Raw genomic sequence first — 24,973 nt, 5'->3', positions numbered from 1 at the left:
TCCTGTCCTATTCGGTCCAGAGGCCGGCCTTTGCCAGCCCGGCCACCAGATGCGGTAATGTGTTCAATTGCTGCCGTACCGCTGCACGCTGCAGCAGTGCGGCAATGCGTTGTTGATCGTCGCCATACGGGCGCGCATAAGCCAGCCAGTTATACGGCTGGTTCAGCGGGGCCAATTGCGCCAGCACGCTGGCCTGCAGCCGTGGCTCATCCAGCAGCGCCAGTTGCAGCTCAAGATGTTGCCAGTCACTCAGGCGTTTGCTGAGCGCCAGCGCCAGCCAGTTGTCGTCGCGCAGCCAGGCCGCGTGGGCTGCGTGATACAGCGCATCGCTCTGCAGCGCCAGCCCGTCGCCGATCAGCGCCAGCACATAGCGTTTGAGCTTGCGGGATGGATCGAGCCATACTCGCTCCAGTACCTCGCTCCGCCGCTCCGGTGCCAGCACCAGCAATGCGCGTATCGCCGCCAGCCGCACCAGCGCCCGGCGATGGCCGAGGTGCTTTTCCGCCAGTGCAAAGCCCTCTGCCAGCTTGTAATGCACGGCCTCCCACATCAGCACCATCAGTTCGCGCTCCGACAAACCCGCGCGGCCGATGGCCTCCTGATAAAAACGCCGCACATCCAGCCCCAGCCGCGCGGCATGCCAGCAGGCGATCTCGCGCGGGCCCAGGCTGATATCCAGCAGCATGCGCTGGCACAGCTGCAGCTTGTCGTTATCGGTGAGCGGTGTGCCCATCACCAGGCGGATGGCCTGGCTGCGCACCGCCGGTGCGCGGTCGGTCAAGCCCGCCATCAGGATCGCCCAGCCCACCGGCGGTGGCAGTTGCACCCCGGCGGTCAGTGCCTGCTGCCGCACCGCCGGATCACTGTGGCGCATGCCTTCCCGGGCCGCCTGCGCGATATCGGTATGCTGCAGCAACAGGCCCAGCAGAAAGCGTGCCGCGCCGCCCCGGCCCCGCTGCAACGCCTGCCGCACGCCGGGCAGATGCTGCGGGTGCAGCAGCAGCGTATAGGTATCCTGCAGCAGCGCAGCATGATCCACGCGTTGCTTCTGTTGCAGCCCGTATAGGCCGTCGATGCACGCCAGCAGATCATCAACACGCCCGGCAAGCAGGTAGCTGCGGTAGATCTGCTCAGCGCGTGCGCGCACCTGTGGCACCCAGTCATTCAGCCGTGCAATCACGATGGCCAGGCTGCGCGTATCCATCTTGTCGGCCAGAAAACACAGCACACCCTCGCGCTCGTAACCGCTGCGCGATTCGGCCAGTTCGTGCAGGCGGCCCGGCAGCATGCGCAGCTGCGCGGCCACATCGGCAAAGACCTGTTGCGGGTTTTCATGGCTGCTTTGCCGCATGCGCAGTGTATCCGGCACCACGTGCCGGGCAGGCTGGCCCAGCAGGTTGTCCAGCCAGGCACGGAATTTCAGATCCATCATTGCTTATCCTTTCAATGGTGCCGGCTGCCACCAGCCCGGCAGCATGCTGCTACGGCCATACGGTTGCCCACTGCGGCGCAGCCCCGGTTTGCGGGCGCTGCGCAGAAAAATCCGCCAGCATGCGCCAGCGCAATGGCGTGGCCAGCAGTTCATCGCAAAGCCACAGTTCACCACCGCGAGCCAGCACCACGCGCCCGCGCTGATCGAAATCGACAAAATCCGCATCCCCCAGCGGTATATCGCCATGCGAGCTGCGCAATACAAACTGCTCGATCGGCCGCACCACCTGCCGTGGCACCTTGTGCGGCCGCGCCGTAGCGATCAGCTGCAATACGCCATCCGGCGCGGTTCTTTCCCGGCGGGCAGTCAGCTGCCAGCCATGTTTGCGTTCGCCATCGTCCCATCGCCACGCATTGCGCCGCCCGGCCAGTGCGTTGACTGCGGCCTCATCCAGCTGATCGTACGCCTGCACCTGCAAGCCTTGCGGCTCATGGCCGGCATGCGCCTGCAACATCCCGCCGGAGATATAAAGCAGCGCTTCGCGATGCCCGCTGAATACCCCGCCACCGCAATAGCCAGCATGCGGCCACAACGCCAGCGCCGTCACATACGGCGGCCGGCTGATCGCCGTCCAGGTATCCGAACCCAGTTCATCCAGCGTACGCTGCCCGCCTTTGCGCGCCACATACAGCAACAATTCGCCATCATCGGACAGATCACTCATCTGTTCGTAAATCCGCCCCCTGAACCACTGCCCCAGCTCGAACGTATCGTTGGCGGTATCCCAGCGGATCAATTGCACCCAATCCGTCGGCCCGCGCCGGAACAACAGCGCAACCGGCGCGCGCGTGGCGAACTTGATGGCCAGGCGGCAGGCGGGGCGGGTTGTGATGCATTTTCTTCATTACTACTTGCCCTGGACATCTGTCACCCCTTCACACACACCACCTGCCGCAAGGTATGCACCACTTCCACCAGCTCCGACTGCGCGTTCATCACCGCATCGATATCCTTGTACGCCATGGGGATTTCATCGATCACATCCGCATCCTTGCGGCATTCCACGTGTGCGGTCGCGCGGATCTGGTCGTCCACGGTAAAGCGCTTCTTGGCCTGGGTACGGCTCATGGTGCGCCCGGCGCCGTGGCTGCAGGAACAGAACGCTTCTTCGTTCCCCAATCCGCGCACGATGAAGCTCTTGGCCCCCATCGACCCCGGAATGATCCCCAGTTGCCCTTTTTGCGCCGATACCGCCCCCTTGCGGGTTACCAGTACTTCGTTACCGAAGTGCGTTTCCTTCTGCACATAGTTATGGTGGCAGTTCACCGCCTCCACATCCGCGGCAAACGGCTTGGTGATGATCTTGCGCGCAGCGGCGATCACGTTCTGCATCATCGCGGCGCGGTTATGCCGTGCGTAATCCTGTGCCCAACCCACCGCCTCCACGTAGTCATCGAAATGCTGGCTGCCTTCGGTGAAGTAGGCCAGATCGCGGTGCGGCAAGTTGGCGATGTGCTGGCGCATATCCGCCTGTGCCAGTTCGATGAACAGGTTACCGATCGCGTTCCCTACCCCGCGTGACCCGGAATGCAGCATGAACCACACGCGGTTTTCTTCATCCAGGCACACTTCGATAAAGTGATTACCGGTTCCCAGGGTTCCCAGATGTTTATGGTTGTTGGTGCGCTCCAGCTTGGGGTATTTCTGGGTAATCTGCTTGAAACCGCCCTGCAGCCCGGCCCACATCGCATCCACTGATTCCGGCGGCGTATCCCACGCCCCCTTATCGCGTTTACCCATGGTTTTACCGTGCGGCACAGCCGCCTCGATTGCCGAGCGTAGCCCGGCCAGGTTATCCGGCAGGTCTGCTGCGGTCAGCGTGGTACGCGCGGCCATCATTCCGCAGCCGATATCCACACCCACCGCCGCCGGGATGATCGCGCCCTGCGTGGGGATCACGCTACCAATGGTGGAACCCTTACCCAGATGCACATCCGGCATCACCGCCAGGTGCTTGTAGATGAAAGGCATCTTCGCGGTATCCATCAATTGCTCACGCGCGCTATCGTCCACCACCACGCCTTCGGTCCACATCTTGATCGGCTTGCCGTTGGCCACTTCCAGAATTTGTTGCTTGCTCATGATCTTGTTCTCTTCCCGATTCATTCTTCATTGTCCACCGAGTGCTCGCCGGCGCTGCTGCCGGCAGCCAAGGCACCGTACTGCGGTGGAATACACATAGCCCTTGGCGGTTTCGTACCACCACTGCTGCCGGCTGGCCGTCCACACCTGTCGGGCACCGCAATCGCGGCAGGTGAAGGTGATGTCCTCGTAGTAACCGCGCTGCACAAATGCTGGCGTACCGTATGAGTTGTTCGGCGCCAGCGCCCATACATCAACTGGTACGCTGCCTTTCGGTCTGATGATCCTGCGCGGTGGCACCACCGCTGCAAGTACCGTACACAACCTTTCCTGCTTTACCTTGCGCTTTGCCATGATGGCTGTGCGCTTCTGCTTTCCGCTTTGCATCTCACATGCTCGCTATGTCTCTCTGAATATTGCTGAAGGGTGGCGACAACGTTTTGCCGAAACAGTGACTGAGCTTCCGGATCATTTTCCGTCCGGGATTTGAACCCGGGCCTCCCGCACAGCGGTTGCTCTACCTGTAGTTCCAGCGGCATTCGCCGGGAAAAGCGCCTGCTGCCACAAGCAGCAAGTTGAAAAGGATGGCGACAAAAGTGCGTGAAACATGAAATGCTCTACCACTGAGCTACAGCCCCATCGTATCGGAGCTGACGGGGATCGAACCCGCGACAGTTTTCTATGTAGTTCCACAGGCATTCGCCAAAAAACGTTTATTCCACTCATTTCATGGGCCTGCGTACTGCCGCACCAGGCAACACGCACACAGGCCAACTGCAAAAAGATCGGCGACAAGAATTGGCGAAACATATTTCGTGTTCTAACCAGTTGAACTACGGCCCCGATACCTTGGGGCCGACGGGATTCGAACCCGCATCGCGACCGTGACAGGGTGTAGTTCCGCCAGCATTCGCCGAAAAACCGTCGGTACGACAAAATTTGCGAGTGTTCTCACGCTTTCGCGCGGGCCGGCTTCGAACCGGCTGGGTACCGTTATGTACACCCACACGCATTCGTACCCCCGTTAACGCGTGACAACATCGGTGGAACCAGGCGGTTGCCCGCCCCGGGCACGCCCTTGCGAGCGCGTCCCGAATCAGCTGTAGTTCCAGCCTGCATTCACGCGTTACCGGGAAACTTTTAAACCCGGCGCCCGCCCATGGGCCAGCGCGCTGTTTGATCGGCCCGTGCCTTCAGGCACGGGGTGCTACAGTCGGCTACAACGGTGTGACATCGATCGCATCCACCCAGTGCCCGGCACCAAAGCTGCCTGCCGCAAACTGCGCGATCACATCGAATACCGCATCACCAAAGCCACCCACATTCAGGATGTCCTGTTGCTCCTGCGCTTGCGTGGTGCCATAGGGCTGCAGATCAATGCAGATCAACCTGGCTTGCGGGTTGCGCCGCTTGATCAATGCCCACTGCTTCATCGTTTCAGTCGCTTTGGCGCGCCTGGCATTGATCCAGGATTCGTTATCCGAAACCATGATCACCGTATCCACCTTGGCGCCCTCAGCCACCAGCCTGGCCAGCGGTGCAGAGCAGTTCGTTCCGCCACCACCGACAGCTGCCAGCTTCTGCGCATTCGTCATCACTGCATCACGCGGGTTCAGCTTGATATCCACCACGTTCACTTCAAACGGCAATACCCGTGCATCAGGGTGGAGGCGCAGCATCGCCGCGGCCACCAAGGCAGCCACATCAACGCAACGCACCGATGTCGTTGCCCCCTGCCGATACCCGGTAACCGGGCTATGCATGGAGCCCGATACATCCGGGCACACCACCACCTGCCCTTCCAGCTTGGGCACATTGCTCAATGCGGCGTCCAGCGCATCCTGCAGCGCCTCCTTGATCACGCCGGGCACATCCGCACCCGCCATCTGATATGCAATCAGTAGCTGGTACGGATACACACGCGCTTTGGCTACCGCAGCCGGGTCGGCCAGACGATCAGCAACCTGCTGCGCCACGCCAGGCAATGCAAGTGCGCCCTGACGAGCCAGTGTGTTCAGATTCATCCGCAGCGCCTGCCAACCCATGGTCTGGGCCAGTTGCGCCCAATCCCGTGCGGTCAGCTTCTCGTTGCTCAGCAACTGGAACGGCACCTGCGGCAGGTTCACCGCACCACCGGCACGGAATGCCAGCAGTTCACGCGTCAATGGCGGCAACTGCGCGGCATCGAACGGCTTGCCGATCAACCAGGCAAAGAACGCTTCGCGCCACGGTTCGGTGGGCTTGGGGTGAACCATCTTCACCACGTCCGCCAGCGAAGGCGCATTCCCTACCGATGCCTGCAGCAACTGCATTTCTGTTGCCTTGTTCAGCCATACCTGCACCAGCTTCTTGGGGCGTGATCCAAGCGATTTGCGCCCGGTAGCCCCGCTACGCATGATCTGCACGAAGTTGCGCAGCATCTTGCCGTTATCGATCACCTGGCCAAACACGGCCGGCAACAGCGCAGCATCCTTGCTGGCCAGCACTGCCGTCAGCAATGCCGGCATATCCTTCATCTGGCCGCGCTGGCGGGCATATATCGCTGTCTTGGCGATGAAGGCCGCATCGACCTCTGCACACAACGCCAACACATCGGCCAGCTGGGCTTCGCCGTTGGCGTAGTAGGTGTGGTTCATGCAACCCGTCACTGCCAGCTGGGCCAGCTTGTGGCGGGCAGAGTAGGCGTATGCCGGGGCATTATTCTGATTCACTGCGGTGGTGGCAGGCAGTGTGGCGAGCAAGGTTTTGAACAGTTGCTGGTTGGCCATTTCGGCATCTCGCTTTCTTCGTTGAGTGCCTACCCTAGTGCAATGGCCGTGCCAGCCCTCCCCACACCCAGAAAATCAAATAGATAACCAATTGATAAATATGATTTATATCCATTTCAAATCCTCTACCTCATCCTGATTTCAGGCCTGCCACCCCCACACATTCTGATACCATAAAATATCAATTTATCTTTCTGGATAAGATCATGCGCAAGACTGTTGCCATCGGCTTCGTGGGCACCGTGCTCGATTACGCCGGCCGTGGCGGGCAGCGCTGGGAAAAATGGCGGCCCACCGTGGGGCTGTGCCAGCAGGAAGACCTGGTGATCGACCGCATCGAGCTGCTGCACGACACGCGCAGCCAGAGCCTGTTCGACCGGCTGAAGCAGGACATCGCCAAGGTATCGCCAGAGACGGAAGTGCGCAGCGTGCTGACCGACCTGCGTGATCCGTGGGATTTCGAAGAGGTGTACGCGGCGCTGCTCGACTACACGCACGGCTACACCTTCGATACCGAGGCCGAGGATTACCTGATCCACATCACCACCGGTACGCACGTGGCGCAGATTTGCTGGTTTTTGCTGGCCGAAGCACGCTACCTGCCCGCCCGGCTGGTGCAGACCTCGCCGCCGCGCAAGAAGGAAGTGGGCGATGTCACCGGCAGTTATGCGGTGATCGACCTGGATCTGTCGCGCTACGACAAGATTGCCAGCCGCTTTGCAGAAGAGCGCGATGAATCGGTATCGTTCCTGAAATCCGGCATTGCCACGCGCAATGCGCGCTTCAACCGCATGATCGAGCAGATCGAACGCGTCGCGGTGCGCTCCAAAGCGCCGATGCTGCTGTGCGGCCCTACCGGGGCAGGCAAATCCTTCCTCGCCCGCCGTATCTATGAAATGAAAAAGGCCCGGCATCAGCTGGCCGGGCGTTTTGTCGAAGTGAACTGCGCCACGCTGCGCGGCGATAGCGCGATGTCCGCGTTGTTCGGCCATGTAAAAGGCGCGTTCACCGGCGCGCAAACCGAGCGTGCTGGCCTGCTGCGCAGTGCCGATGGCGGGTTGCTGTTTCTGGACGAAATCGGCGAGCTGGGGCTGGATGAACAGGCGATGTTGCTCAAGGCCATCGAAGAGAAGCGCTTCTTCCCTTTCGGTAGCGACCGCGAAGTGGACAGCGATTTCCAGCTGATCGCCGGCACGGTACGTGATCTGAAACAGTGGGTGAGTGAAGGCAAATTCCGTGAAGACCTGTATGCCCGCATCAACCTGTGGACCTATGGGCTGCCCGGCCTGGCCGAGCGATCGGAAGACCTGGAGCCCAACCTCGCATTCGAACTGGCCCGCTTTGCACGCGAGCAGGGCGAGCAAGTGCGCTTCAATGCGGAGGCCCGGCAGGCCTACCTGAAATTTGCCACCGCGCCGGGCGCCCTGTGGGCCGGCAACTTCCGCGAGTTGTCCGCATCGGTCACGCGCATGGCCACGCTGGCGGACGGCGGGCGTATCAGTGTGGAATGCGTGCAGGAAGAAATCGGCCGGCTGCAGCAGGCATGGCGCAACACGGTCAGCAGCCCGCTGGATGAACTGCTGGGCGATAGCGCGGCCACGCTCGATCTGTTCGATCGCCTGCAGCTGGAAAACGTCATCGCCGTATGCGGGCAAAGCAGCTCGCTATCGGATGCGGGGCGGCGGCTGTTCGGTATCTCGCGCCAGGAAAAAGCCAAGGCTAACGATGCGGACCGGCTACGCAAGTATCTGGCGCGCTTCGAGCTGGATTGGCAGCAGATCCGCGTGGTCATTGCGTAAACTCGACCCTCTGGCGGCCATCACCCCAGCGCATTCCCGACGCAGCAAAGAAAACGGCCACACCCCGCAAAGAGATGTGGCCGCTGCATGCTTGCGGGCCGCCCCGGCAACGGAGCGGATGCAGGCGTTTACGGGTTGATCAACGGTTTCATCGTGGTGGCAAACGGCCAGCCTTGCGTTTCATCCGTGCCGATCTGCCAGTCGAAGCCACCCAGGATGCCCGGGCTGTTGGCCTTGACCTGGTTCCACGTCGATACGGCCTGGTCAATGCTCATGTAGTTGGTGGCGCTGTTCACGCCGAAACCGATCACCAAGTGGTTGGCGCCAACCAGCGTTACCCATTCCTTGATGTTGTTCACCACATAGGCAGGGTCTGCGAGGTTGGGGCCGTCGTAGTATTGCGGGGCCACGTAGTTCATCGCACCGGCTTGCACCATTGCCTGGCAGAAGGTCTTGTCCACGGCATTCCACGGCGCTGGCGGCGCGGAGATGATGAAGCCCGGATAACGGCGCTTCAGCTCCAGGCTGATCCAGATCATTTCCGCGGTATCCGGCGTCTGGTTACCCTCGAAGGTGTTCCAGTCCAGGCCGTCGAAGCCACCCAGCTGGTTGTAGATGCCTGCCACGCTATCGACGAAGTTCTGCGATTTGGCGCGCGTCGGGAAGCTCATGCCATTACCGGCACCCCCTACCGAGAGGATGATCTTGCGGCCCTGCACACTGCGTGCGTACTGGATGTCCGGCACCAGATTGTCTGCCGCGCCACGCCCGTTGCCCGGCGCATTCCAGATCACCCGGCCGGTCGTTCCCGGCGCGCCACCTTCCGGCACTGCGGCAAACAGGTAGATCAGGTTGTAGTTGGGATGCACATCCTTGATGCGGATCTGCGCTGGCGGCCAGTTGGGCCAGTAGCCACCGACGATCTTCGACAGGTTACCCGGTACCGTGGTCGGCACCACGGTGGGCACGGTGGTCGGCTTCGGTGTCGGTGTGACCGAACCGGTGCCGCAAGTCGTGGGCTGCCAGTAATAAGTGCTGATAGTGGGATCGGTGGCATCGCTGCCATTCGCGCCTACGGCCACTTCCTTGTAGTACAGGCCGTTGGCCGGGTACTTCACGATGGTGCCCAGCGGGTAGTTCACGCCGGTGGTCCAGGTCACGAAGGTGCAAGCCGGTACCGTGGTTGGTATGGCGGTCGGCACCGGTGTTGATGTAGGTGCGGTAGTCGGCCTTGGGGTGGCGCTCGGCACTGGCGTAGCGGTACCGCAGGTTGTGGGCGCCCAGTACCAAGTGCTGATGGTGGGATTGGTGCCGTCGCTACCGTTGCTGGTGACGTTCACTTCTTTATAGAAATTGCCATTGGGCAGGTACTTCACCACCGCGCCCAGCGGGTAGTTCACCCCTGCAGTCCAGTTGGTGAACGTGCAGCCCGGCACCGTGGTAGGCGCAGGCGTGGCGGTCGGCCGCGGTGTTGCGGTCGGGGCTGGCGTGGCCGTAGGAGCAACGGTCGGCTTCGGGGTGGCCGTGGGCACCGGCGTAGCCGGCGTGCCGGACGATGGCCCCAGGTCTTTCCACAGCGTATTGGTGACAGCCGGCGTCCAGCCCGCCCCCACATACGCGGTATGGGTGATCAGTGCCTGGTAATCGCGGCCGTTGTAGCTCACGAAGGTACCGGCGGTATAGGTATTGCCTTCGGCCCAGGCCGGGTAGGCTGCAAGTGCATAGGCGGCAATGGCGGAAGCCGCCAGCGCGCCCAGCGCAAATAGGTGCTTGTTTTTCATCTGCCTCATCCATCCAGGTGGTTTTATGTCGGCACCGCCAGCGGCCAGAACAAACGATTTGGTTTGTTAATCAAGCACGTAGCAGCGCACGCCATATCCTGACTCAGCCCGCCTGCTGCAGAAATGTCTGAATGTGCCATGGGCATTTGTTCGAATTGCGCATACCCCTGCAGGCAAGGCAAACACTTGGCTGCCACGGCAATGCCGGCTGCGAGGGCGGAACGAGGAGCGGGAAGGAAAACCGGATGCGCCAGCCCGACAAACACAGGCAGCGGAAAGCAGACTTGGGGCGAGGCAATGAAAAAGCCCCTGATCAACGTCACCGTTGAATCAGGGGCTTAGTATTGGTTGCGGGAACAGGACTCGAACCTGTGACCTTCGGGTTATGAGCCCGACGAGCTGCCAACTGCTCCATCCCGCGACAGAGAAAGCGATATTAACGTGCCTGGCGGGTTCGGTCAAGCCCTATCGCAGAATACTCACTCCACGAGGTCTTTATAGGCAATCCACGTAGCGTGCCCAAGGATGGGGAAGATCACCGCGAAGCCCACCAGCAAGGTGGCAAAGCCGATCAGTGTCAGTGTCACGATGATGGCAGCCCACAGCAACATGGCCGGCAGGTTTTCTGCCACCACGCGCACGCTGGTCATCATCGCGGTCACCACATCCACTTCGCGATCAGCCAGCATGGGGATGGAAACGGCGGTCAGCGCAAACACGATGCACGACATGATCAACCCGCCCACCACCCAGGCAATGGTGAAGCCTGCGTATTCCCCGGTCAGTGCCTGCAGGAAGCCATCCATGGTGACGGCTTCGCCACCGTAGAACAGCGCAAACAGGATGGCCGATACACGTTCCCACGCGATGGCGATCATGCCGAGGATGGCGCCGAGGAACGCCAGTTGGCCGAAATTCTTCATCAGATCGTGGATCGATTGGGCAAAAGAGGTCTCCCGGCCCTCCTCCCGCTCACTGGTAAGCTCGTAGATGCCTGCGGCGCACAGTGGTGCCAGCAATAAATAACCGGTAACGGAGAATGTCGAAAGGTAGGTGTACTTTGCAGCAATCGCGAGTACCAGCCAGCCTGTCAGTACGGTGAGTACGCCGTAGCCCAGGCTGGGCAGCGGGTGGGCCAGCAAATCCTGCACGGCGCGACGTAACCAGCTGAAAGGACGAGACATTTCCACCTTGCCGGTCTTGGGCAAGCTGAAGTGCTGGTCCAGCGTATCCAGATGCAAATCCATGACTTACCTCCCTTATTATTCGAATGGACGCAACTTGCAGTGCGTTACGAAGATGTAGTCCATTTCAGTGCATGTATGCACCAAAATCAGACGAACGGTATTTGTCAAGATATTTTTGTGCAGTGCAAGATTGCTTATTCCTGTTTTTTTGCTAGCTTAATAAGAAAGCAAAAGGGGGCGCATACGGGCCGGACCATGTCCGCACGCTCGGCTGCCCCTGTTATTAGAGACGCCGGCAGCGCAAACACTCACAAATACGCGCGAGCCGACGCCATGTAATCACTGGGAGGTGCATGGATGCGTGTTTGGCGTAGTGGGGCTCTATTGGCCCTGAGTTCTTCGTTCGCCTGTGCGAACAGCAAGTTCGATTTTCAACCCCCGCAAACCCTGATCGCTCACGATATCCGTGATCTGCATACGTGGATCATGCTGATGATCGTGGTGATCTTCTGTGCGGTATTCGGCGTGATGTTCTACGCCATCTTCAAGCACCGGCGCTCGCTCGGTCATGAGGCCAAACCCTTTCACGAAAACACCGTGGTCGAGATCCTGTGGACGCTGATCCCGGCGCTTATCCTGGTCGGCATGGCCTGGCCTGCCGCCAAGGTGGTACTGGCCCAGAAAGACAGCCACGACGCCACGCTCACCATCAAGGCCACCGGCTACCAGTGGTTCTGGGGCTACGACTACCTGGACAGCGGCTTCGGCTACAAGAGCAAGCTCGTCACCCCGCGCAGCCAGATCGAAAACTACAAGTCGGCTGGCGACGCCAAGGGCGAGCACTACCTGCTTGAAGTGGATGAACCGCTGGTGGTGCCGGAAAAAACCAAGGTGCGCATCCTCACCACCAGTAACGACGTGATCCACTCGTGGGCAATGCCCGCATTCGGCGTGAAGCAGGATGCCATTCCCGGCTTCATCCGCGATACCTGGTTCCGTGCCGAAACCACCGGCGTGTTCCGCGGCCAGTGCTCGGAGCTGTGCGGCCGTGATCACGGCTTCATGCCCATCGTGGTCAAGGTAGTCAGCCAGGCGGAATACAAGGCGTGGGTGAGCAAGAAGCAGGCCGATGCCAAGGCTGCGGCAGACGATCCGAACAAGGTGTGGACCAAGGACGACCTGATCGCCCGTGGCCAGAAGGTATACGAAGCCAACTGCGCGGCCTGCCACAAGGCAGATGGCCATGGCGGTGGCCCGTTCCCGGCACTGGCTGGCTCCAAGATCGCCACCGGCCCCATCGATGGTCACGTGCATATCGTGCTGACCGGCAAGGGTGCGATGCCGGCATGGAACGGTTTGTCCGATACCGAGATCGCCGCCGTCGTCACGTATGAACGCAACAGCTTCGGCAACAAGGTCGGTGACTTCATCCAGCCGAAAGATGTCAAAGCCGCGCGCAAGTAAGGGAGAACAATAAATGTCTGCAGCGACTGAAGCACTGCACCCGGCGGGCCACCCCGCCGATCATGGCCACGAGCACGACCATGATCATGCACACGACCACGCCCACCATGCCCAGACCGGCTGGCGCCGCTGGTTTTACGCCACCAACCACAAGGATATCGGCACGCTGTACCTGTGGTTTGCGTTCACGATGTTCATCATTGGCGGCACCATGGCGCTCGGCATCCGTGCCGAGCTGTTCCACCCCGGCCTGCAGTTCTGGCAGCCGGAGTTCTTCAACCAGCTGACCACGCTGCACGGCGTGATCATGGTGTTCGGCGCGATCATGCCGGCGTTCACCGGCCTCGCCAACTGGATGCTGCCGCTGATGATCGGCGCGCCGGACATGGCGTTTGCGCGGATGAACAACTGGAGCTTCTGGCTGCTGCCACCGGCAGCATTGTTGCTGATCATCTCGCTGTTCGTGCCGGGCGGCGCTGCTGCCGGCGGCTGGACGCTGTACCCGCCACTGTCCATCCAGGGCGGCATGGGCATGGACTTCGCGATTTTCGCGATCCACCTGCTGGGTATCAGCTCGATCATGGGCTCGATCAACATCGTCACCACCGTGCTCAACATGCGCGCACCGGGCATGACGCTGCTGAAAATGCCGATGTTCGCCTGGACCTCGCTGATCACCGCCTACCTGCTGATTGCAGTGGCCCCGGTGCTGGCCGGCGCAGTCACCATGCTGCTGACCGACCGCCATTTCGGCACGCATTTCTTCAAGGCGGCCGGCGGTGGTGATCCGGTGCTGTTCCAGCATATCTTCTGGTTCTTCGGTCACCCCGAGGTGTACATCATGGCGCTGCCGGCCTTCGGCATCGTCAGCCAGATCATCCCGACGTTTTCGCGCAAGCCGCTGTTCGGCTATGTATCGATGGTGTACGCCACCTCGTCGATCGCCATCCTGTCGTTCATGGTATGGGGCCACCACATGTTCGCCGTCGGCATGCCGCCCACCGCGCAGCTGTTTTTCATGTTCATGACCATGCTGATCGCGGTACCGACCGGCGTGAAGGTGTTCAACTGGATTGCCACCATGTGGCAGGGTTCGCTCAGCTTCGAAACACCCATGCTGTTTGCCATCGGCTTTGTCTGCCTGTTTACCGTGGGCGGTTTCTCCGGCCTGGTGCTGTCCATTGCGCCGATCGATACGCAGATGCAGGATACCTATTACGTGGTGGCGCACTTCCACTACGTGCTGGTGGCCGGCGCATTGTTCAGCCTGTTCGGCGCCGTGTACTACTGGCTACCCAAGTGGACCGGCCACATGTACAGCGAGAGGGCCGGCAAGTTCCACTTCTGGTGGTCGATGGTGTGGTTCAACGTCACCTTTTTCCCGATGCACTTCCTGGGCCTGGCCGGCATGCCGCGCCGCATCCCGGATTACCCGCTGCAGTTCACCGATTTCAACTCGGTGGCATCGGTAGGCGCATTCTGCTTCGGCTTGGGCCAGCTGTTCTTCCTCTACAACGTGATCCACACCATCCGTGGTGGCGTGGGGCCGGCTCCGGCCAACCCGTGGGAAGCGCACACGCTGGAATGGGAAGTACCGTCACCGGCACCACACCACACCTGGGAAACCCCGCCGGACGAAGCGCTGGTGCGCAAGGGCTTCGCAGCGCAGGCACTGGAGCACTGAGATGAGCAAGAACGCAAAAACGGCACTGTGGCTGGCAGTGATTGCCATCGCCTTCTTCGTGGCCATCATCATCAAGCAAGCCACACTGGCGAGCTGATGCGATGAACACGCTGGCACATCAGGGCGGCAACGCCGACCGCAGCAAGGCCAACAAGCGGCTGGCAATCAAGCTGGCGCTGGCGGCCGGGCTGATGTTCGGCTTCGGTTACGCGATGTCGCCGATGTACGACCGTTTTTGCCAGTTCATGGGCCTCGACCGTGCACGGCCCGAGCTCGCCGATGTCAACGCGGCCGCCATCCGGCTGGAGTTCGATACCAATATCGCCGACGGCTTGCCGATCCGGGTAGAGGCACTCGAGCCCATCGTGGCGGCACGGCCGGGCAAGCTCATCAAGGCCAAGTTCAGCATTGCCAACAACAGTGACGAAGCGTTGCTGGTGCGGGCGGTGCCGAGCTTTGCCCCGCCGCGCTCGGCCGGCTACCTGACCAAGCTGGAATGCTTCTGCTTCGACTCACTCACGCTGGCCGCACGCGAGCAGCGCGAAGTGACCGTGGTACTGGCGGTGGCCCAGCAACTGCCGGAAGAGCTTGGGGCAGCCACGCTGTCCTACACCTTCCACCGGCTGGAGGGCGAGGTGGCCAAGACCGCGGTCAAGACAGGGAAGAAATCATCATGATCGCGGCCATCAAAGCAGTATTGGCCGCCTTCTTCGGCGTACGCGGACGCGACAACGCCGAGAAACACAAACTCAAGCCCGGCCAGATCATCGCGGCCGGATTAATCTGCGCACTGGTACTGGTATTGCTGGTGCTGTTGCTGGTTCGAACACTGGTGTCAAGCCAGGGAGGCTAGAGGAATGAACGTCGAAAACGGGGTCCACGACCCACATTACTTCGTACCGGCGCCGTCGCGCTGGCCCATCGTCGGCTCCATCGCATTGTTCCTGATGGGCATGGGCGCCGCATTCTGGATGAACAGCGTTGCACCGGGCAAATGGATCTTGCTGGGCGGCTTCGCCATCCTGATCTGGATGATCGTGGGCTGGTTTGGCGACGTGATCCGCGAAGCACAGGCGGGCGATTACGGCCTGCAGGTCGATCACTCGCTGCGCTGGGGCATGAGCTGGTTCATTTTTTCCGAGGTGATGTTCTTTGCGGCGTTCTTCGGCGCACTGTTCTACACCCGCACCATCTCGGTACCCGAGCTGGGTTACTTCTCGCACACGCATGACCTGTTGTGGTCCAACTTCAACGCGGTATGGCCGGCAGCCACCGGCCCCAAGGTCGAGCCCTACCATGTGATGGGCGCATTCGGCCTGCCCGCCATCAACACCGCGCTGCTGCTGACCTCGGGCGCCACGCTGACCTGGGCGCACTGGGGCCTGGTGGAAGGCAAGCGCAGCCATCTCAAGATCGGCCTGCTGGCCACCGTGCTGCTCGGTCTGTCGTTCCTGACGCTGCAAGCGGTGGAATACCACCACGCGTGGACCGAGATGGACCTGCACCTGTCATCCGGTGCGTATGGCGCTACCTTCTACCTGCTGACCGGTTTCCACGGCATGCACGTGCTGGTGGGCACCATCATGCTGATCACCATGCTGGGCCGTACGCTCAAGGGCCACTTCACCGCGGCGCACCACTTCGGCTTCGAAGCCACCGCGTGGTACTGGCACTTTGTCGACGTGGTGTGGCTGATCCTGTTCGTGTTCGTGTACTGGCTGTGAACACCTGACACCGGGCCATGCCGCAAGCGTGGCCCGGGTCTGCACCGCGCGATCAAAGCCCGTGCGGGGTGATCCAGCCCATGTACGACGCCAGCATCAGTAGCAGAAAGATAAAGATGGACAGCCCTATGCGCCAGGTCAGCGCCTTGACCAACTTGGGCGAACCCGAAGGGCCACGCACCAGTTGCAACAGCGCACTGCCTAGCACCGCCAGCACCACCAGCAGCAAAATTACGATGAGCAGTTTCATGGGCAGTCTTCCTTCATCCGGCGTCATTGAATCGTCACACGCTAGCACAGCGCCAGCCGCACCGCACGGTGCGCGCAGCAAACCGTGGCTGCTGTATGCGCTGATCGCGCTGACGCTGGCGCTGGGCGCATGGCAAGCCTGGCGTGCGCATTACAAGCAGACGCTGGCCGATGCCTATGCCGTGCAGCAAGGCCTTACGCCGCAAGCTTGGGCCGGTGGCAGCGTTGCAGACTGGCAGCGGCTGCAGCCGCTGGGCCACTGGCTGGCCGCACAAACCTTTCTGCTGGCACCGCGCTACCGCAACGGCGTGCCCGGTAGCGAGGTGATCACGCCGCTGCAGCTGGCCAAAGGCGACATCGTGCTGGTAAACCGCGGCTGGCTGGCAGATGGCAAGCCCCAACCGGCGCTGCCGGCAACATTGCCGCAACTGGAAACCCAGCCATGGCCGCGTTTCTTCGAGCTGGGGCCCACGCCCAGCGAAGGCCGCAAATTGCAGAACCTGACCCCCGAACGCGCTGCCGCGCTCACTGCACTGGCGCCGGCGGTTGCGTACACCCACCAGATCAGCGGTGCCGATGATGGCCTGCTGCGCGACTGGGCCAAGCCCGATTTCAAGGTCGCCCGCCACCTCGGCTACATGCTGACCTGGTGGGCGTGCAGTCTTTGCGGCGTACTGTTGCTGCGCCGCCTGAGCAGAGGAAAAACCCGATGACCATGCCACCGCGCACTGAAAAGAAGAAAAACGGCCGCCTGGTATTGCTGGCCATGTTTGCCATGGCCGCCTTCCCCATCCTGGCCGCGCAGGCCGCCTATCAATGGTGGCGCCCGGCCGGCGGGCAGACCTTCGGCCGCCTGATCGCCCAGCCGGCGGCGCCCAAGGCCGAGCAATGGCGGCTGGTCAGCGTGGCCAGCGATTGCGGCAACGGCTGGCAGGACCTGCTGCTGGCCAGCCGGCAGCTGCGCCTGGCACAAGGGCAGGAAAGTGATCGCATCACCCGCGCCACCAGTGGCAGCTGCAGCGATGCCGGCCTTGCCGCGTTGCCCGCCAACGCCAACCTGGCCACCCCCGGCCTCTACCTCGTAGACCCACGCGGCAACGCCGTCACCCATTACACGCCGGCGCAGCTGGCCAGCGATGCAGACCGCCGCAAGGTGCTGCAGGAAATCGGCAAGCTGCTGAAGAACAACAAGGGCCTGGGCTGATGAAAGTGCTGCGTATCGTGCTGTGGTTCACCGTGGCGTGGACGTTTTGCCTGGCGATGCTGGGCGCGTATGTACGGCTGTCCGATGCCGGCCTTGGCTGCCCGGATTGGCCCGGCTGCTACGGCCGTATCACGCCGCCGGAAGAACACCATGAAATTGCCCATGCCGAGAAACACTTCGGCGGCGATGTCGACCCGTCCAAGGGCTGGAAGGAAATGGCCCACCGCTATGCGGTGGGTGGCCTGTCCTTCCTGCTGCTGGGCGCGCTGATCCTGGCCGCAGTCAAGCGCAAGGAGTTGGGCATCAACGCCGCCATGCTGGCCGCGCCTGTGGCAGTGATCATTTTCCAGGCACTGCTGGGCATGTGGACAGTCACGCTCAAGCTGATGCCCATCGTGGTCACCGCGCACCTGGTGGGCGGGCTGACCTTGCTGGCGACCATCAGCATCCTGGCCAGCCGCGCCAGCCTGCCCACGCAAACCCTCGCATCGCGCGGCTGGGTAGGGCTGGCACTGGCTGCCGTTGCCATCCAGGTGGTACTGGGTGGCTGGGTCAGCAGCAACTACGCCGGCCTCGCCTGTGATGGCTTCCCCGCCTGTCGCGGCAGCTTTGCCGCACCGGCTGGCCTGCTGGAAGCGCTGCACCCGGACCGCCCGCTGGGGCTGACCGCCGACGGCGCACCACTGACCATCGATCACCTCGCCGCCATCCACTGGCTGCATCGGCTGGGTGCGCTGATCGTCACCGTCGTCGTCGGCACGCTGGCGTGGTCATTGCGCCAGGCACGCCCGCGTTGGGCGCTGCTGCTGGGCAGCGCACTGCTGCTGCAACTTGCCCTTGGCGTGATCAACGCCGTGTACGGCCTGCCGCTACCGGCTGCCGTTGCCCATAACGGTGGTGCCGCCATCCTGGTGGTACTGCTGACTGCCCTGCTTGCTTCAACCCGTACGGAGAAGACCCATGCAAAGTTTAAGCCTGAGCTCGCGCTCGCTCGCTGATCTGTGGGCGCTGGGGAAACCCAAGGTCGTCTCGCTCATCGTATTCTGCGCCGCAGTCGGCGCCGCCATGGCGCAGCCGCGCTGGCAGGATCTGCCACAACTCACGCTGGCACTGGTCGGCATCGGCCTGATCGCCATGGGTGCGGCGGCGATGAACTGCCTGTTCGAGCGCGACAAGGATGCCAACATGAGCCGCACCCGGGCCCGCCCGCTGGTACGCGGCGTGGTTGGCGCACCGGAAGCAGCCGCCTACGCCGCCGTCACCACGCTCAGCGGCACCTGGCTGCTGCTGGTATTCGCGAACCCGCTCACCACGATACTGACGCTGGCCACCTGTTTTGGCTATGCAGTGGTGTACACGCGCTGGCTCAAGCCGGCCACGCCGCAGAATATCGTGATCGGCGGCGCTGCCGGCGCCATGCCGCCCATCCTGGGCTGGGCAGCCGCCAGCGGCCATGTCACCGCCGAAGCCACCGTACTGTTCCTGATCATCTACACCTGGACCCCGCCGCACTTCTGGGCGCTGGCGCTGTACCGCAAGCTCGATTACGCCAAGGCCGGCCTGCCCATGCTGCCCAATACGCATGGCAACGAGTTCACGCGGTTATCCATCCTGCTTTACACCTTCGTGCTGGCCGCCGTCACACTGATCCCGTTCGCGCTGCAATGCTCGGGCTGGCTCTACCTGGCCGCGGCAATCTGGCTGAACGGCGGTTTCATCGTCCGCGCATGGAAGCTCAACCGCAATTACAGCGACGAAGCATCGCGCGCGCTGTTCCTGTTCTCGATCCGCTACCTGACTTGGCTGTTTGCCGCACTGCTGGTGGACCGGCTGGCTACGCTGTTCCTTTTTTAAACATCAGGAAAACGCAAACCTGCCAGCGGATAGACGCCAGTGCTGCAAATGAAAAAGCCCCGCATCACCGCGGGGCTTTTTCATGCGGGCACTTATATATAAGTGCGATAGCTATGTGTTCCATCACGCTGGCGTTACACCGACCAATCGACGATGCCGGTATACGCGGTCAACAGCACGATCACGCCAAAAGCGATGCGGTACCACGCGAATGCGATGAAGGTATGCGTGGAGATGAAGCGCAACAGTGCGCGCACAGCGATGAACGCAAACACGAAGGATGCCACGAAGCCCACCGCAAACACGCCCGCATCGCCTGCATCCAGCGCATGACGATGCTTGAACAGGCTGTAGAGCGATGCAGCACCCAGCGTGGGGATGCCCAGGAAGAACGAGAACTCGGTCGCCGCCTTGCGCGACAGACCAAGGAACAGGCCGCCGATGATGGTGGCGCCAGAGCGGCTGGTGCCCGGGATCAGTGCCAGGCACTGGCACAGGCCCACTTTCAGCGCGTCTTTCAGGCTCAGCTCGTCCACCGTTTCCACGGTCACCGTATGCTGGCGTTTTTCCGCCCACAGGATGATGAAACCGCCCACGATGAAGGCAATGGCGACCGGCACCGGGTTGAACAGCACGGCCTTGATCTGCTCGTTGAACAATTTGCCGAGGATGGCGGCAGGGATGAAGGCAATCAGCACCGCCAGCAGCAAATTGCGCTCGCTGCCCGGCCTGGCACTGCCTGCCAGCGTATGGCCGATCTTGGCGCGATATTCCCAGACGACTGCCAGCATGGCACCCAGCTGGATGAATACCTCGTAGACATCGCGCTTGTCCTTGCTGAGGAAGTTCAGCAAATCACCGGTCAGAATCAGATGGCCGGTGCTGGAAATGGGCAGAAACTCGGTAATGCCCTCGACGATGCCCATGATGAGCGATTTGCACAGCAACAACAGATCCATGTCCGATCCTCGCAAAGAAGTGCGGGGATTATATCGGTCAGCTTCGTGTAGCACCCCGGCAAGATTGCCGCGGATGCGTTACCAAATGCACCGGCAATCATCTTCAGCCAGCCCATGACAGAGGAATCAGTGTTTCGCCTACACCATGGTGAATTTTTCACAAATTGCCCGGGAACTACCCAATCATCCCGACGTCTGACCTTGTGTGCGATGTATTGCGCATTTTTGCTCATCTCCTCCCTGATAACGGGTGCCTCAACCAGGCGCCCGTTTTTTTTTGACCGGCTGGCCTGCCCTACCATCCGTCAGTCACGGTGATGGGATAGCAGTGTACGCAATGCTTCGGCGATGCCTGGGTCCTCCACGCTTTGCGCCAAGCCTTCCAGCGCTGCCATCGCACCGCCAGACAGGTGCAAGTCCTTGGTCTTGCTGGACTTTTCCAGCTGCAGCGCCACTTGCACCTTCGGGGTAATTACGCTAACTTGCCAGCCAACCGCTGCCAGTTTTGCAATCAGCGCTGGCCCCGCCAGCCGTACCCTTGCAGCAGCGGCAGATGAATTCACTCCGATCAACAGTTCATTGCCGGCCGGGCGGCTGGTATCGAGCGTGGCATTGAGGCAGGCCGAGGCCAGTTCATGCGGCAGCGCAACGCGCACCGCATCGATCAGGCGATTGAGTTCCGCCACCTTGGCAACAAGACGCAGCAGCTCCCTGTCCTTGCCGATGAAGGCCGGATAAGCCGGTTTCTGGCGCGACTTGCTGTTCATGATCGTGTGCATATCCAGGATGAAAGATTGAACATTATTCTCGTTTCCAACCGCCTGACCAATGCGGTGACACTTGGCCCGCGTGCGTTGTGGCTGGCCGGTATCGGCATGGCACTGACACTGCTGGCGGCCGGCATCGGCATCGGTAGCCTGTTCGGCGGCACCCGGGTGCAACCGCTGTGGCATTTCAGCAAGGCCACCCGCCAGGTCGATATCGATGCGCTGGCCGTCAAGCTGGGCGAGCTGCAGGCCAAGCTCACGCGTATCGACGGACTGGCCCAGCAAGTCGGCACCAAAACCGGTATCGATGTCAAACCCTTCCTCTCCAGCCAGCCAGCGCCACGCGGCGGCCTCGATAGCCGCGGCCGGGCGATGAGTGCAAGCGAGCTTGCTGGCGCCCTGTCACAGGCAGACAGGCAGGCTGGCGCATACCTGGATCAGCTGACGCTGTCGCAATCGACGCTGCTGGGCAATATCGCGTGGCAATTGCCCACGCATGCGCCACTGGCCGGCGGCTTGCAATCATCCAGCTTTGGCTGGCGTATCGATCCGTTCAACGGGCACCAGACTTTCCATGAAGGCATCGACTTCGTGGGCGAGACCGGCACCGCCATCCATGCCGCCGCAGCAGGCACGGTGGTGTATGCGGCCTTCCACCCCCAGTATGGTAATATGGTCGAGCTTGACCACGGCAATGGTTTGACCAGCCGTTATGCCCATGCCAGCAAATTGCTGGTACAGGAAGGCGAGACCATCAAGGTCGGCCAGGCAGTTGCTGAACTGGGCAGTACCGGGCGGTCCACCGGGCCGCACCTGCACTTCGAAATCCGTTACAAGGGTGTGGCGCAGAACCCGCTACGCTTCATCACCACGGCGAATGTGCCGGTGCTGGCAACCAGCCAGTCCAGCGACTGAGTCAGTCAGGCAGGGATGGAAATCGGCGGCACTATCCCCATATGGGACAGACCGACGTATACGAGACAGGCGGCGGACAGGGCAACCTTTCCGCCGTTGTTGTAACTAAAAAACAGACTCCGCCAAGCGCGCGGGAAACCCGGTAACGCAACCATGATCAGCACTCTGCTCAAGAAAGTTTTCGGTAGCCGTAACGACCGCCTGTTGAAGGACTACCGGTCCATCGTCGGCAAGATCAACGCGCTTGAGCCGCAAACCGCCGCGCTGTCCGACGAAGCGCTGCGCGCCAAGACCGACGAATTCAAGGAGCGCGTGACCAAGGGCGAATCGCTCGATGCGCTGCTGCCGGAAGCGTTTGCCGTCTGTCGCGAAGGCGCCAAGCGCAGCCTGAACATGCGCCACTTCGATGTGCAGCTGATCGGCGGCATCACGCTGCATCAGGGCAAGATTTCCGAAATGCGTACCGGTGAAGGCAAGACACTGGTTGCCACCTTGCCCGCCTACCTGAATGCATTGTCCGGCAACGGCGTGCATGTGATCACTGTCAACGATTACCTGGCACAGCGCGATGCCGGCACCATGGGCCAGCTGTTCAGCTTCCTGGGCCTGACCTGCGGCGTGAACCTGGGCCAGATGCCGCACGATGCCAAGCAGACCGCCTACGGTTGCGACATCACCTACGGTACCAACAACGAATTCGGTTTCGACTACCTGCGCGACAATATGGTGTTCTCGGCCCAGGAGCGCGTGCAGCGCGGCCTGTCGTTCGCCATCGTCGATGAAGTCGACTCCATCCTGATCGATGAAGCACGTACCCCACTGATCATCTCCGGCCCGGCCGACGACAGCATCGACATGTACATGGCGATGAACAGCCTGCCGCCCAAGCTGGTGCGCCAGCCGACTGAAGAAGGCGAGGGCGATTACTGGGTGGATGAGAAATCCAACACCGTGTTGCTCTCCGAAGCCGGCCACGAACACGTAGAAGCCATCCTGACCGAAATGGGCCTGCTGCCGGAAGGCGACAGCCTGTACAACGCAGCCAACATCAGCCTGATGCATCACATGTACGCGGCGCTGCGCGCGCACACGCTGTTCCACAAGGACCAGCATTACGTGGTGCTCGATGGCGAAGTGGTCATTGTCGACGAATTCACCGGCCGCCTGATGGCGGGCCGTCGCTGGTCGGAAGGCCTGCACCAAGCAGTGGAAGCCAAGGAAGGCGTGGAAATCAACCAGGAAAACCAGACCCTGGCAACGATCACGCTGCAGAACTACTTCCGCATGTACGGCAAGCTGGCCGGCATGACCGGCACTGCCGACACCGAAGCCTACGAATTCCAGCAGATCTACGGCCTTGAAACCGTGATCATCCCGACTAACCGCCCGATGGTGCGTCAGGACAAGCAGGATCAGGTTTTCAAGACCAACAATGAAAAGAACAACGCCATCATTGCCGACATCAAGGGCTGCGTTGAACGCGGCCAACCGGTGCTGGTGGGTACGACGTCGATCGAGCAATCCGAACTGCTGTCCAACATCCTGAAAAAGGATGGCATCGAGCACAACGTGCTGAACGCCAAGCAGCATGCGCGTGAAGCAGACATCGTGGCGCAGGCCGGCAGCTCGGCGCAGGTCACCATTGCCACCAACATGGCCGGCCGTGGTACCGACATCGTGCTGGGCGGCAATATCGAACGCGAAATCCGTGCGATCGAGCACGACGAAACGCTGGATGAAGTGAGCAAGCGTAGCCAGATCGCCGCACTCAAGAGCGAATGGCAGGTACGTCACGATCAGGTGCTGGCCGCGGGTGGCCTGCATATCATCGGCTCGGAGCGCCACGAATCACGCCGTATCGACAACCAGCTGCGCGGCCGTTCCGGTCGCCAGGGTGACCCGGGTTCCAGCCGTTTCTACCTGAGCCTGGAAGACCCGCTGCTGCGTATCTTCGCCGGCGAGCGCGTTGCCTTCGTGATGGACAAGCTGAAGATGCCGGAAGGCGAGCCGATCGAAGCCGGTATCGTGTCGCGCGCGATCGAATCCGCGCAGCGCAAGGTGGAAGGCCGCAACTACGACATGCGCAAACAGCTGCTGGAATACGATGATGTATCCAACGAGCAGCGCAAGGCGATCTACAGCCAGCGTAACGAGCTGCTGGAATCGGACGACGTATCCGAAACCATCGCCGCGATGCGCGACGGCTTCTTTGCCGACCTGGTGGAGCAGTACATTCCTGCCGGCGCCATGGAAGAACAATGGGATCTGTCCGGCTTGGAGAAAGCGCTGGCCGACGTGGGCATCGAAGCCCCGGTGGCGGAATGGGTGAAAGCCGATGCCACGCTGGCAGACGACGGCATCCGTACCCGCGTACAGCAGATGGCCGCCGAGTTCTACGCCGCCAAGGTGGAGCTGGCCAGCGAGCAGACCTTCCGCCAGTTCGAACGCTCGGTACTGCTGCAGCATCTGGATCAACACTGGCGCGAGCATCTGTCCGGCCTGGATCATCTACGCCAGGGTATCCATCTGCGCGGTTACGCGCAGAAGAACCCCAAGCAGGAATACAAGCGCGAAGCGTTCGAGCTGTTCGAATCGCTGCTGGGCGCCGTCAAGCGCGATGTGGTGCAGATCATCATGAACGTGCAGGTACGCAACCAGGCCGATGTGGATGCCGTGGCGCCGCAAAGCGTGGCCGCTGCCGACCTGCAGTATCATCACGACGATCTGCAGGCATTGCTGGCCAGCGGTGATGACAGCAAGATCCAGGAAGCGCTGATGGCAATGGCTGCGGCGCAAGGCGCACCGGACTACAAGTTTGCCGGTATCGGCCGTAATGATCCTTGCCCGTGCGGCAGCGGTCAGAAGTTCAAGCAGTGCCATGGCCGCCTTGCCTGATTGCACGGCAGCAACATGAAAAACGCCCGGGAAACCGGGCGTTTTCTTTTTGGGCAGCAACCACCTGCCTGGCCTGAATCAGCCGGCATGCCGCATCGGCACAGGGCGAGCCCGTTGTACGCGATCGATCAGCGGCCAGCCAGCAATGG

Annotated in this window: 24 protein-coding genes and 1 tRNA gene; 14 read left to right on the top strand and 11 right to left on the bottom strand. The window is 61.5% G+C overall.

The genetic code is table 11. From position 1 onward, the window contains the following. Positions 1–7: 7 nt before the first annotated feature. From IGB42_RS16195 to IGB42_RS22315, 4 genes are all read right to left on the bottom strand, one after another. Entirely contained in the window at positions 8–1,432 is a 1,425-nt protein-coding gene (locus tag IGB42_RS16195) for a hypothetical protein (protein ID WP_159673544.1), read from the bottom strand. Positions 1,433–1,481: 49 nt separating this feature from the next. Next, positions 1,482–2,234 (bottom strand): hypothetical protein, encoded by a 753-nt coding sequence (locus IGB42_RS16190; protein WP_159673542.1) that lies wholly within the window; start codon positions 2,232–2,234, stop codon positions 1,482–1,484. 125 nt (positions 2,235–2,359) lie between these two features. Continuing rightward, positions 2,360–3,574: an RtcB family protein gene (locus tag IGB42_RS16185; RefSeq protein WP_201799974.1), complete on the bottom strand. Its 1,215-nt coding sequence runs from the start codon at positions 3,572–3,574 to the stop codon at positions 2,360–2,362. 27 nt (positions 3,575–3,601) lie between these two features. Next, positions 3,602–3,781: a zinc-ribbon domain containing protein gene (locus tag IGB42_RS22315; RefSeq protein ID WP_255461512.1), complete on the bottom strand. Its 180-nt coding sequence runs from the start codon at positions 3,779–3,781 to the stop codon at positions 3,602–3,604. A 22-nt stretch (positions 3,782–3,803) separates the two neighbouring features. Here IGB42_RS22315 and IGB42_RS22310 point away from each other — a divergent pair, with 22 nt between their 5' ends. Then, on the top strand, positions 3,804–4,064 hold the full coding sequence (locus IGB42_RS22310) for a hypothetical protein (RefSeq protein WP_236822628.1): 261 nt from the start codon (positions 3,804–3,806) through the stop codon (positions 4,062–4,064). A 727-nt stretch (positions 4,065–4,791) separates the two neighbouring features. Here IGB42_RS22310 and IGB42_RS16175 read toward each other — a convergent pair. Beyond that, positions 4,792–6,342 carry a TROVE domain-containing protein gene (locus IGB42_RS16175; RefSeq protein WP_159673536.1) on the bottom strand — a complete coding sequence of 517 codons (1,551 nt, stop codon included), beginning with the start codon at positions 6,340–6,342 and terminating at the stop codon, positions 4,792–4,794. Positions 6,343–6,548: 206 nt separating this feature from the next. On the opposite strand from IGB42_RS16175, the gene rtcR reads away from it, so the two are divergent. Then, the gene (rtcR, locus tag IGB42_RS16170; protein ID WP_159673533.1) at positions 6,549–8,141 is read left to right on the top strand and encodes an RNA repair transcriptional activator RtcR; all 1,593 of its coding nucleotides are present in this window, start codon (positions 6,549–6,551) and stop codon (positions 8,139–8,141) included. A gap of 128 nt (positions 8,142–8,269) precedes the next feature. Here the strand turns inward: rtcR and IGB42_RS16165 are convergent, their stop codons facing one another. From IGB42_RS16165 to IGB42_RS16150, 3 genes are all read right to left on the bottom strand, one after another. After that, positions 8,270–9,922, bottom strand: a complete 1,653-nt coding sequence (locus IGB42_RS16165; RefSeq protein WP_201799973.1) for a carbohydrate-binding protein — start codon at positions 9,920–9,922, stop codon at positions 8,270–8,272. A 345-nt stretch (positions 9,923–10,267) separates the two neighbouring features. Then, positions 10,268–10,343, bottom strand: a tRNA-Met gene (locus IGB42_RS16155). A 58-nt stretch (positions 10,344–10,401) separates the two neighbouring features. Further along, on the bottom strand, positions 10,402–11,169 hold the full coding sequence (locus tag IGB42_RS16150) for a DUF2189 domain-containing protein (RefSeq protein WP_159673531.1): 768 nt from the start codon (positions 11,167–11,169) through the stop codon (positions 10,402–10,404). Between the two features lie 297 nt (positions 11,170–11,466). On the opposite strand from IGB42_RS16150, the gene coxB reads away from it, so the two are divergent. The 6 genes from coxB to IGB42_RS16125 are packed head-to-tail and all read left to right on the top strand — an operon-like array spanning position 11,467 to position 15,981. Further along, entirely contained in the window at positions 11,467–12,573 is a 1,107-nt protein-coding gene (gene coxB, locus IGB42_RS16145) for a cytochrome c oxidase subunit II (protein ID WP_159673529.1), read from the top strand. A 13-nt stretch (positions 12,574–12,586) separates the two neighbouring features. Then, entirely contained in the window at positions 12,587–14,257 is a 1,671-nt protein-coding gene (gene ctaD / locus IGB42_RS16140; protein WP_159673527.1) for a cytochrome c oxidase subunit I, read from the top strand. Between the two features lies 1 nt (position 14,258). Then, positions 14,259–14,354 carry a cytochrome oxidase small assembly protein gene (locus IGB42_RS22305; protein ID WP_236822614.1) on the top strand — a complete coding sequence of 32 codons (96 nt, stop codon included), beginning with the start codon at positions 14,259–14,261 and terminating at the stop codon, positions 14,352–14,354. Positions 14,355–14,358: 4 nt separating this feature from the next. Next, positions 14,359–14,934, top strand: coding sequence for a cytochrome c oxidase assembly protein (locus IGB42_RS16135; protein ID WP_159673525.1), 576 nt, complete (start codon positions 14,359–14,361; stop codon positions 14,932–14,934). After that, on the top strand, positions 14,931–15,110 hold the full coding sequence (locus IGB42_RS16130) for a DUF2970 domain-containing protein (protein WP_159673523.1): 180 nt from the start codon (positions 14,931–14,933) through the stop codon (positions 15,108–15,110). Before IGB42_RS16135 ends, IGB42_RS16130 begins: the two co-directional genes overlap by 4 nt. A 4-nt stretch (positions 15,111–15,114) precedes the next feature. After that, positions 15,115–15,981 (top strand): cytochrome c oxidase subunit 3, encoded by an 867-nt coding sequence (locus tag IGB42_RS16125; protein ID WP_159673521.1) that lies wholly within the window; start codon positions 15,115–15,117, stop codon positions 15,979–15,981. A 52-nt stretch (positions 15,982–16,033) separates the two neighbouring features. Here the strand turns inward: IGB42_RS16125 and IGB42_RS16120 are convergent, their stop codons facing one another. Further along, the gene (locus IGB42_RS16120; RefSeq protein ID WP_159673519.1) at positions 16,034–16,231 is read right to left on the bottom strand and encodes a twin transmembrane helix small protein; all 198 of its coding nucleotides are present in this window, start codon (positions 16,229–16,231) and stop codon (positions 16,034–16,036) included. Between IGB42_RS16120 and IGB42_RS16115 the strand changes: the two genes are divergently transcribed. From IGB42_RS16115 to cyoE, 4 genes are read left to right on the top strand one after another with little or no spacing between them, the layout of a single operon-like run. Then, complete coding sequence (locus tag IGB42_RS16115) at positions 16,218–16,943, top strand: SURF1 family protein (RefSeq protein WP_159673517.1); 726 nt, start codon at positions 16,218–16,220, stop codon at positions 16,941–16,943. The two genes, IGB42_RS16120 and IGB42_RS16115, sit on opposite strands and share 14 nt — an antisense overlap. Next, positions 16,940–17,434 carry a hypothetical protein gene (locus tag IGB42_RS16110; protein ID WP_159673515.1) on the top strand — a complete coding sequence of 165 codons (495 nt, stop codon included), beginning with the start codon at positions 16,940–16,942 and terminating at the stop codon, positions 17,432–17,434. Before IGB42_RS16115 ends, IGB42_RS16110 begins: the two co-directional genes overlap by 4 nt. Beyond that, on the top strand, positions 17,434–18,432 hold the full coding sequence (locus IGB42_RS16105; protein WP_159673513.1) for a heme A synthase: 999 nt from the start codon (positions 17,434–17,436) through the stop codon (positions 18,430–18,432). The genes IGB42_RS16110 and IGB42_RS16105 overlap by 1 nt, the downstream gene beginning before the upstream one ends. Continuing rightward, the gene (cyoE, locus tag IGB42_RS16100) at positions 18,395–19,288 is read left to right on the top strand and encodes a heme o synthase (RefSeq protein WP_159673511.1); all 894 of its coding nucleotides are present in this window, start codon (positions 18,395–18,397) and stop codon (positions 19,286–19,288) included. The genes IGB42_RS16105 and cyoE overlap by 38 nt, the downstream gene beginning before the upstream one ends. 134 nt (positions 19,289–19,422) lie before the next feature. Here the strand turns inward: cyoE and IGB42_RS16095 are convergent, their stop codons facing one another. Next, positions 19,423–20,247 (bottom strand): undecaprenyl-diphosphate phosphatase, encoded by an 825-nt coding sequence (locus tag IGB42_RS16095; protein WP_159673509.1) that lies wholly within the window; start codon positions 20,245–20,247, stop codon positions 19,423–19,425. Positions 20,248–20,552: 305 nt separating this feature from the next. Further along, positions 20,553–21,014 carry a DciA family protein gene (locus IGB42_RS16090; RefSeq protein WP_159673507.1) on the bottom strand — a complete coding sequence of 154 codons (462 nt, stop codon included), beginning with the start codon at positions 21,012–21,014 and terminating at the stop codon, positions 20,553–20,555. Positions 21,015–21,041: 27 nt separating this feature from the next. On the opposite strand from IGB42_RS16090, the gene IGB42_RS16085 reads away from it, so the two are divergent. Further along, positions 21,042–21,929 carry a M23 family metallopeptidase gene (locus IGB42_RS16085; protein ID WP_159673505.1) on the top strand — a complete coding sequence of 296 codons (888 nt, stop codon included), beginning with the start codon at positions 21,042–21,044 and terminating at the stop codon, positions 21,927–21,929. Between the two features lie 153 nt (positions 21,930–22,082). After that, positions 22,083–24,824 carry a preprotein translocase subunit SecA gene (gene secA / locus IGB42_RS16080; protein ID WP_159673503.1) on the top strand — a complete coding sequence of 914 codons (2,742 nt, stop codon included), beginning with the start codon at positions 22,083–22,085 and terminating at the stop codon, positions 24,822–24,824. Positions 24,825–24,973: the final 149 nt, after the last annotated feature.

The sequence above is a fragment of the Andreprevotia sp. IGB-42 genome (assembly GCF_009848685.1).
GTDB lineage: Bacteria > Pseudomonadota > Gammaproteobacteria > Burkholderiales > Chitinibacteraceae > Andreprevotia.
Note: the sequence above shows the minus strand (reverse complement) of the source record. Positions and strands in the feature narration are given on the sequence as shown.

Excerpts from the sequence above, each read along its gene's own strand:
- IGB42_RS16195 (WP_159673544.1), bottom strand. The coding sequence starts at position 1,432 with ATGATGGATCTGAAATTCCGTGCCTGGCTGGACAACCTGCTGGGCCAG.
- IGB42_RS16185 (WP_201799974.1), bottom strand. The coding sequence starts at position 3,574 with ATGAGCAAGCAACAAATTCTGGAAGTGGCCAACGGCAAGCCGATCAAG.
- IGB42_RS16175 (WP_159673536.1), bottom strand. The coding sequence starts at position 6,342 with ATGGCCAACCAGCAACTGTTCAAAACCTTGCTCGCCACACTGCCTGCC.
- rtcR (WP_159673533.1), top strand. The coding sequence starts at position 6,549 with ATGCGCAAGACTGTTGCCATCGGCTTCGTGGGCACCGTGCTCGATTAC.
- IGB42_RS16165 (WP_201799973.1), bottom strand. The coding sequence starts at position 9,922 with ATGAAAAACAAGCACCTATTTGCGCTGGGCGCGCTGGCGGCTTCCGCC.
- IGB42_RS16150 (WP_159673531.1), bottom strand. The coding sequence starts at position 11,169 with ATGGATTTGCATCTGGATACGCTGGACCAGCACTTCAGCTTGCCCAAG.
- coxB (WP_159673529.1), top strand. The coding sequence starts at position 11,467 with ATGCGTGTTTGGCGTAGTGGGGCTCTATTGGCCCTGAGTTCTTCGTTC.
- ctaD (WP_159673527.1), top strand. The coding sequence starts at position 12,587 with ATGTCTGCAGCGACTGAAGCACTGCACCCGGCGGGCCACCCCGCCGAT.
- IGB42_RS22305 (WP_236822614.1), top strand. The coding sequence starts at position 14,259 with ATGAGCAAGAACGCAAAAACGGCACTGTGGCTGGCAGTGATTGCCATC.
- IGB42_RS16135 (WP_159673525.1), top strand. The coding sequence starts at position 14,359 with ATGAACACGCTGGCACATCAGGGCGGCAACGCCGACCGCAGCAAGGCC.
- IGB42_RS16130 (WP_159673523.1), top strand. The coding sequence starts at position 14,931 with ATGATCGCGGCCATCAAAGCAGTATTGGCCGCCTTCTTCGGCGTACGC.
- IGB42_RS16125 (WP_159673521.1), top strand. The coding sequence starts at position 15,115 with ATGAACGTCGAAAACGGGGTCCACGACCCACATTACTTCGTACCGGCG.
- IGB42_RS16115 (WP_159673517.1), top strand. The coding sequence starts at position 16,218 with ATGAGCAGTTTCATGGGCAGTCTTCCTTCATCCGGCGTCATTGAATCG.
- IGB42_RS16120 (WP_159673519.1), bottom strand. The coding sequence starts at position 16,231 with ATGAAACTGCTCATCGTAATTTTGCTGCTGGTGGTGCTGGCGGTGCTA.
- IGB42_RS16110 (WP_159673515.1), top strand. The coding sequence starts at position 16,940 with ATGACCATGCCACCGCGCACTGAAAAGAAGAAAAACGGCCGCCTGGTA.
- IGB42_RS16105 (WP_159673513.1), top strand. The coding sequence starts at position 17,434 with ATGAAAGTGCTGCGTATCGTGCTGTGGTTCACCGTGGCGTGGACGTTT.
- cyoE (WP_159673511.1), top strand. The coding sequence starts at position 18,395 with ATGCAAAGTTTAAGCCTGAGCTCGCGCTCGCTCGCTGATCTGTGGGCG.
- IGB42_RS16095 (WP_159673509.1), bottom strand. The coding sequence starts at position 20,247 with ATGGATCTGTTGTTGCTGTGCAAATCGCTCATCATGGGCATCGTCGAG.
- IGB42_RS16090 (WP_159673507.1), bottom strand. The coding sequence starts at position 21,014 with ATGAACAGCAAGTCGCGCCAGAAACCGGCTTATCCGGCCTTCATCGGC.
- secA (WP_159673503.1), top strand. The coding sequence starts at position 22,083 with ATGATCAGCACTCTGCTCAAGAAAGTTTTCGGTAGCCGTAACGACCGC.